The organism is Enterobacter sp. SECR19-1250 (assembly GCF_013391025.1).
GTDB lineage: Bacteria > Pseudomonadota > Gammaproteobacteria > Enterobacterales > Enterobacteriaceae > Enterobacter > Enterobacter cloacae.
In genome coordinates this window covers 1-6,183 of the sequence record NZ_JACASJ010000167.1, presented here as the reverse complement: position 1 = coordinate 6,183, position 6,183 = coordinate 1, and the positions used below count along the sequence as shown (strand labels likewise).

The following is a 6,183-nucleotide window of genomic DNA, read 5'->3' as shown; positions in this document are numbered from 1 at the left end:
TCAGATGCTCAGGCCGAGATCCGCCGTCTCCAGAAAGAGCTGAAACGGGTTACCGGTAATGCTGTCAACCTGTTGATGACTATTTTAATCTGTAGTCATTCAATCCTTGTAACATCAGGATGATCCTGGTGTCAGTGAAAATACGAAATCAACACGTTGGTATCATTACCCACCTGTGAACTGACGTCGGCATTTTGAATCTCACTTCGGCGTGCCCCCTCCGAATGGCGCAAAACATTTCGTGGTATGGCATGATAGCACCCGAAGAGAGTCAATTCAGGGTGGTAAATGTGAAACCAGTAACGCTATACGATGTCGCAGAGTATGCCGGTGTCTCTTATCAGACCGTTTCCCGCGTGGTGAACCAGGCCAGCCACGTCTCTGCGAAAACGCGGGAAAAGGTGGAAGCGGCGATGGCGCAGCTGAACTACATTCCCAACCGCGTGGCACAACAACTGGCGGGGAAACAGTCGTTGCTGATTGGCGTTGCTACCTCCAGTCTGGCCCTGCACGCGCCGTCGCAAATTGTCGCGGCGATTAAATCTCGCGCCGATCAACTGGGTGCCAGCGTGGTGGTGTCGATGGTAGAACGAAGCGGCGTCGAAGCCTGTAAAGCGGCGGTGCACAATCTTCTCGCGCAACGCGTCAGTGGGCTGATCATTAACTATCCGCTGGATGACCAGGATGCCATTGCTGTGGAAGCTGCCTGCGCTAATGTTCCGGCGTTATTTCTTGATGTCTCTGACCAGACTCCCATCAACAGTATTATTTTCTCCCATGAAGACGGTACGCGACTGGGCGTGGAGCATCTGGTCGCATTGGGTCACCAGCAAATCGCGCTGTTAGCGGGCCCATTAAGTTCTGTCTCGGCGCGTCTGCGTCTGGCGGGCTGGCATAAATATCTCACTCGCAATCAAATTCATCCGATAGCGGAACGGGAAGGCGACTGGAGTGCCATGTCCGGTTTTCAACAAACCATGCAAATGCTAAATGAGGGCATCGTTCCCACTGCGATGCTGGTTGCCAACGATCAGATGGCGCTGGGCGCAATGCGCGCCATTACCGAGTCCGGGTTGCGCGTTGGTGCGGATATCTCGGTAGTGGGATACGACGATACCGAAGACAGCTCGTGTTATATCCCGCCGTTAACCACCATCAAACAGGATTTTCGCCTGCTGGGGCAAACCAGCGTGGACCGCTTGCTGAAACTCTCTCAGGGCCAGGCGGTGAAGAGCAATCAGCTGTTGCCCGTCTCACTGGTGAAAAGAAAAACCACCCTGGCGCCCAATACGCAAACCACCTCTCCCCGCACGTTGGCAGATTCCTTAATGCAGCTGGCACGACAAGTTTCCCGACTTGAAAGCGGGCAGTGAGCGCAACGCAATTAATGTGAGTCAGCTCACTCATTAGGCACCCCAGGCTTTACACTCTATGTGTCCGGCTCGTATGTTATGCGAAAATGTGATCGGATAACAATTCACGCAGGATACAACTATGACAATGATTACGGATTCACTGGCCGTCGTATTACAACGTCGTGACTGGGAAAACCCTGGCGTTACCCAACTTAATCGCCTTGCGGCACATCCCCCTTTCGCCAGCTGGCGTAATAGCGAAGAGGCTCGCACCGATCGCCCTTCCCAAGAGTCGCGCAGCCTGAATGGTGAATGGCGATTTGCCTGGTTTCCGGCACCAGAAGCGGTACCAGAAAGCTGGCTGGAGCGCGATCTTCCTGACGCCGATACTGTCATCGTCCCCTCAAACTGGCAGATGCACGGTTACGATGCGCCTATCTACACCAACGTGACCTATCCCATTGCGGTCAATCCGCCGTATGTTCCCACGGAGAATCCGACGGGTTGTTACTCGCTCACATTTAATGTTGATGAAAGCTGGCTACAGGAAGGCCAGACGCGAATTATTTTTGATGGTGTTAACTCGGCGTTTCATTTGTGGTGCAACGGGCGCTGGGTCGGTTACGGACAGGACAGTCGTTTGCCGTCTGAATTTGACCTGAGCGCATTTTTACACGCCGGAGAAAACCGCCTCGCGGTGATGGTGCTGCGCTGGAGTGACGGCAGTTATCTGGAAGATCAGGATATGTGGCGGATGAGCGGCATTTTCCGTGACGTCTCGTTGCTGCATAAACCGAGCACGCAAATCAGCGATTTCCATGTAGCCACTCACTTTAATGATGATTTCAGCCGCGCTGTACTGGAGGCAGACGTTCAGATGTACGGCGAGCTGCGCGATGAGCTGCGGGTGACGGTTTCTTTGTGGCAGGGTGAAACGCAGGTCGCCAGCGGCACCGCGCCTTTCGGCGGTGAAATTATCGATGAGCGTGGTGGTTATGCCGATCACGTCACCCTACGTCTGAACGTCGAAAACCCGAAACTGTGGAGCGCCGAAATCCCGAATCTCTATCGTGCGGTGGTTGAACTGCACACCGCCGACGGCACGCTGATTGAAGCAGAAGCCTGCGATGTCGGTTTCCGCGAGGTGCGGATTGAAAATGGTCTGCTGCTGCTGAACGGCAAGCCGTTGCTGATTCGCGGCGTTAACCGTCACGAGCATCATCCTCTGCATGGTCAGGTCATGGATGAGCAGACGATGGTGCAGGATATCCTGCTGATGAAGCAGAACAACTTTAACGCCGTGCGCTGTTCGCATTATCCGAACCATCCGCTGTGGTACACGCTGTGCGACCACTACGGCCTGTATGTGGTGGATGAAGCCAACATTGAAACCCACGGCATGGTGCCAATGAATCGTCTGACCGATGATCCGCGCTGGCTACCCGCGATGAGCGAACGCGTAACGCGAATGGTGCAGCGCGATCGTAATCACCCGAGTGTGATCATCTGGTCGCTGGGGAATGAATCAGGCCACGGCGCTAATCACGACGCACTCTATCGCTGGATCAAATCTGTCGATCCTTCCCGCCCGGTACAGTATGAAGGCGGCGGAGCCGACACCTTCGCAACCGATATTATTTGCCCGATGTACGCGCGCGTGGATGAAGACCAGCCCTTCCCGGCTGTGCCGAAATGGTCCATCAAAAAATGGCTTTCGTTGCCTGGAGAGACGCGCCCGCTGATCCTTTGCGAATACGCCCACGCGATGGGTAACAGTCTTGGCGGCTTCGCTAAATACTGGCAGGCGTTTCGTCAGTACCCCCGTTTACAGGGCGGCTTCGTCTGGGACTGGGTGGATCAGTCGCTGATTAAATATGATGAAAATGGCAATCCGTGGTCGGCTTACGGCGGTGATTTTGGCGATAAGCCGAATGATCGCCAGTTCTGCATGAACGGTCTGGTCTTTGCCGACCGCACGCCGCATCCGGCGCTGACGGAAGCAAAACACCAGCAGCAGTTTTTCCAGTTCAGTTTATCCGGGCGAACCATCGAAGTGACCAGCGAATACCTGTTCCGTCATAGCGATAACGAGCTCCTGCACTGGATGGTGGCGCTGGATGGCAAGCCGCTGGCAAGCGGTGAAGTGCCTCTGGATGTCGCTCCACAAGGTAAACAGTTGATTGAACTGCCTGAACTACCGCAGCCGAAGAGCGCCGGACAACTCTGGCTAACGGTTCACGTAGTGCAACCGAACGCGACCACATGGTCAGCAGCCGGACACATCAGCGCCTGGCAGCAGTGGCGTCTGGCGGAAAACCTCAGCGTGACACTCCCCTCCGCGCCCCACGCCATCCCGCAACTGACCACCAGCGAAACGGATTTTTGCATCGAGCTGGATAATAAGCGTTGGCAATTTAACCGCCAGTCAGGCTTTCTTTCACAGATGTGGATTGGCGATAAAAAACAACTGCTGACGCCGCTGCGCGATCAGTTCACCCGCGCACCGCTGGATAACGACATTGGCGTAAGTGAAGCGACCCGCATTGACCCTAACGCCTGGGTCGAACGCTGGAAGGCGGCGGGCCATTACCAGGCCGAAGCAGCGTTGTTGCAGTGCACGGCAGATACGCTTGCCGACGCGGTGCTGATTACCACGGTCCACGCGTGGCAGCATCAGGGGAAAACCTTATTTATCAGCCGGAAAACCTACCGGATTGATGGAAGTGGTCAAATGGCGATTACCGTTGATGTTGAAGTGGCGAGCAATACGCCACATCCGGCGCGGATTGGCCTGACCTGCCAGCTGGCGCAGGTAGCAGAGCGGGTAAACTGGCTCGGATTAGGGCCGCAAGAAAACTATCCCGACCGCCTTACTGCGGCCTGTTTTGACCGCTGGGATCTGCCATTGTCAGACATGTATACCCCGTACGTCTTCCCGAGCGAAAACGGTCTGCGCTGCGGGACGCGCGAATTGAATTATGGCCCACACCAGTGGCGCGGCGACTTCCAGTTCAACATCAGCCGCTACAGTCAACAGCAACTGATGGAAACCAGCCATCGCCATCTGCTGCACGCGGAAGAAGGCACATGGCTGAATATCGACGGTTTCCATATGGGGATTGGTGGCGACGACTCCTGGAGCCCGTCAGTGTCGGCGGAATTCCACCTTAGCGCCGGTAGCTACCATTACCAGTTGCTCTGGTGTCAAAAATAATAATAACCGGGCAGGCCATGTCTGCCCGTATTTCGCGTAAGGAAATCCATTATGTACTATTTAAAAAACACAAACTTTTGGATGTTCGGTTTATTCTTTTTCTTTTACTTTTTTATCATGGGAGCCTACTTCCCGTTTTTCCCGATTTGGCTACATGACATCAACCATATCAGCAAAAGTGATACGGGTATTATTTTTGCCGCTATTTCTCTGTTCTCGCTATTATTCCAACCGCTGTTTGGTCTGCTTTCTGACAAACTCGGGCTGCGCAAATACCTGCTGTGGATTATTACCGGCATGTTAGTGATGTTTGCGCCGTTCTTTATTTTTATCTTCGGGCCACTGTTACAATACAACATTTTAGTAGGATCGATTGTTGGTGGTATTTATCTAGGCTTTTGTTTTAACGCCGGTGCGCCAGCAGTAGAGGCATTTATCGAGAAAGTCAGCCGTCGCAGTAATTTCGAATATGGTCGCGCGCGGATGTTTGGCTGTGTTGGCTGGGCGCTGTGTGCCTCGATTGTCGGCATCATGTTCACCATCAATAATCAGTTTGTTTTCTGGCTGGGTTCTGGCTGTGCATTCATCCTCGCCGTTTTACTCTTTTTCGCCAAAACGGATGCGCCCTCTTCTGCCACGGTTGCCAATGCGGTAGGTGCCAACCATTCGGCATTTAGCCTTAAGCTGGCGCTGGAACTGTTCAGACAGCCAAAACTGTGGTTTTTGTCACTGTATGTTATTGGCGTTTCCTGCACCTACGATGTTTTTGACCAACAGTTTGCTAATTTCTTTACTTCGTTCTTTGCTACCGGTGAACAGGGTACGCGGGTATTTGGCTACGTAACGACAATGGGCGAATTACTTAACGCCTCGATTATGTTTTTTGCGCCACTGATCATTAATCGCATCGGTGGGAAAAACGCCCTGCTGCTGGCTGGCACTATTATGTCAGTACGTATTATTGGCTCATCGTTCGCTACCTCAGCACTGGAAGTGGTTATTCTGAAAACGCTGCATATGTTTGAAGTACCGTTCCTGCTGGTGGGCTGCTTTAAATATATTACCAGCCAGTTTGAAGTGCGTTTTTCAGCGACGATTTATCTGGTCTGTTTCTGCTTCTTTAAGCAACTGGCGATGATTTTTATGTCTATTCTGGCGGGCAATATGTATGAAAGCATCGGTTTCCAGGGCGCTTACCTGGTGCTGGGTCTGGTGGCGCTGGGCTTCACCTTAATTTCCGTGTTCACGCTTAGCGGCCCCGGCCCACTTTCTCTGCTGCGTCGCCAGGTGAATGAAGTCGCTTAAGAAATTAATGTCGGATACGGCGCGAGCGCCTTATCCGACCAACTTATCAGGACGGAATGTTAAAAATGAACATGTCGATGACAGAAAAAATAAAAGCAGGCAAGCTATTTACCGATATGTGCGAAGGCTTACCTGAAAAAAGACTTCGTGGGAAAACATTAATGTATGAGTTCAATCACTCGCATCCATCAGAAGTTGAAAAAAGGGTAATGACTCCAACTTATTGATAGTGTTTTATGTTCAGATAATGCCCAATGACTTTGTCATGCAGCTCCACCGATTTTGAGAACGACAGTGACTTCCTGCCCA

The 6,183-nt window shown here is 52.6% G+C and carries 4 protein-coding genes and 1 pseudogene; 4 read left to right on the top strand and 1 reads right to left on the bottom strand.

Features of this window, described 5'->3' with window-relative positions; translation table 11 throughout:
* Positions 1-290 precede the first annotated feature (290 nt).
* The 4 genes and pseudogenes from lacI to HX884_RS24785 form a co-directional block, all read left to right on the top strand.
* On the top strand, positions 291-1,373 hold the full coding sequence (gene lacI, locus HX884_RS24800; RefSeq protein WP_007851507.1) for a DNA-binding transcriptional repressor LacI: 1,083 nt from the start codon (positions 291-293) through the stop codon (positions 1,371-1,373).
* 121 nt (positions 1,374-1,494) lie between these two features.
* Positions 1,495-4,569 carry a beta-galactosidase gene (gene lacZ / locus HX884_RS24795; protein WP_015386474.1) on the top strand — a complete coding sequence of 1,025 codons (3,075 nt, stop codon included), beginning with the start codon at positions 1,495-1,497 and terminating at the stop codon, positions 4,567-4,569.
* Between the two features lie 51 nt (positions 4,570-4,620).
* Entirely contained in the window at positions 4,621-5,874 is a 1,254-nt protein-coding gene (lacY, locus tag HX884_RS24790) for a lactose permease (protein WP_003846917.1), read from the top strand.
* Positions 5,875-5,939: 65 nt separating this feature from the next.
* A pseudogene (locus HX884_RS24785) lies at positions 5,940-6,080 on the top strand (maltose acetyltransferase domain-containing protein); the annotation flags it as partial.
* A gap of 14 nt (positions 6,081-6,094) precedes the next feature.
* Here HX884_RS24785 and HX884_RS24780 read toward each other — a convergent pair.
* A partial coding sequence (locus HX884_RS24780; RefSeq protein ID WP_019725062.1) for an IS1 family transposase occupies positions 6,095-6,183 on the bottom strand: 89 nt, incomplete at its 5' end.

Bases quoted from the DNA above. Each gene is read 5' to 3' on its own strand.
- lacZ (WP_015386474.1), top strand. From the start codon at position 1,495: ATGACAATGATTACGGATTCACTGGCCGTCGTATTACAACGTCGTGAC.
- lacY (WP_003846917.1), top strand. From the start codon at position 4,621: ATGTACTATTTAAAAAACACAAACTTTTGGATGTTCGGTTTATTCTTT.